Source organism: Aeromicrobium sp. PFPM2_SD2, from assembly GCF_057364525.1.
This window is the reverse complement of sequence record NZ_JBNFNZ010000564.1, coordinates 1-1384: the sequence shown is the minus strand read 5'-3', so window position 1 is coordinate 1384 and position 1384 is coordinate 1. Positions and strand designations below refer to the sequence as shown.

Sequence of the window (1384 nt, the reverse complement as noted above, 5' to 3'; positions counted from 1 at the left end):
TAGGGTGAGCGGCCCGGCGACGTCCCAGCCAGGTCGCGCCGAGGTCCTCGGCGGCGGCGAACGCGGCCTCCTTGGACAGGAACGCCGAGCAGCGGCGGGACGCCGGCCATCGAGCCCGCGGCGACGACCGCCACGACCATGAGCAACGGCATGCGGCGGTGCAGCCCGCTCAGCTGGCGCAGGTCGCGGGTGCCGGTCGAGCGGTCGACGACGCCGACCACCATGAACAGCGACGCCTTGAACAAAGCGTGCCCGAGCACCAGCGCGAGCCCGGCCAGGGCGGCCGAGCGCGTGCCGAGCCCCACGAGCGTCATGAGGAAGCCGAGCTGGCTCACGGTGCCGTGGGCCAGCAGCAGCTTGACGTCGTACTGCCGCAGCGCGCGCAGGCCGCCGACGATCATCGTGAGCAGGCCGAGCGAGACGAGCGAGGGGCGCCACCCGGGGGTGTCGGCGAACGCCGGGGCGAGCAGCGCGACGAGGAAGATGCCGGCCTTCACCATGGCCGCGGCGTGCAGGTAGGCGCTGACCGGGGTGGGGGCGGCCATCGCGCCGGGCAGCCAGAAGTGGAACGGGACGAGCGCGGACTTCGACACCGCGCCGGCGAGCACGAGCGCGATCGCGACGGTGACGAGCGTCCCGGACGCCGGCGGGTCGGCCAGCAGCTCGGTCGCCGAGTAGGTGCCGGTGTGCTGGCCCAGCAGGACGAACCCGACCAGCATGGCCAGGCCGCCGAACGTGGTGACCAGCAGCGCGGTCATGGCGGCGCGGCGGTTGGCGCTGCGCTCGGGGTTGTGCCCCACCAGCAGGTACGACAGCACCGTGGTCAGCTCCCAGAACACGTAGAGCAGGAGCAGGTTGTCGGACAGGACCAGGCCGAGCATGGCGCCGGCGAAGGAGACGAACACCGCCGAGAAGCGCCACAGCCCCGGGTCGCCGGCGCGGAAGTAGCTCGTGCAGTAGACGAGCACGAGTGCGCCGATGCCGGTGACCAGCAGCGAGAGCGTCCAGCGCAACGGATCGAGCGCGAGGCTCACGTCCAGGCCCAGGGTGCCGATCCAGGGGTGGTGCTCCACCTCCGTCCCGCCGGGACGGCCGTGCACCAGGAGCCAGACGAACCCGCCTGCCGGCACCAGCGCCAGGACGGGGAACGTCGCGCGGTGCAGGTAGCGAACGAGGACAGGGGCCACCGCTGCGGCGAGGAAGTGGAGCGTCAGCAGCGGCAGCATGAGGTTGGGGAAAGGGTATCGGTAGCCATGAGGACTGGGGAAATCTCGGGACCCCGTCGAGCACGCGCCCGTTGGGCCACGATCCTGGCGACGGCGCTCACCGCCGGCGTGCTGGTCGCGGTCGGCGCGCCCCGCCCAGGCGGGGACGGCGCCGGTGG

Annotated in this window: 1 protein-coding gene; it reads right to left on the bottom strand. The window is 72.9% G+C overall.

Going from position 1 to position 1384, the window contains the following annotated elements; all coding sequences use genetic code 11:
• The coding region (locus AC2W7G_RS16350) for a proton-conducting transporter transmembrane domain-containing protein (protein ID WP_485869369.1) at positions 1-1226 on the bottom strand (1226 nt) is incomplete at its 3' end.
• Between the last annotated feature and the right edge of the window lie 158 nt (positions 1227-1384).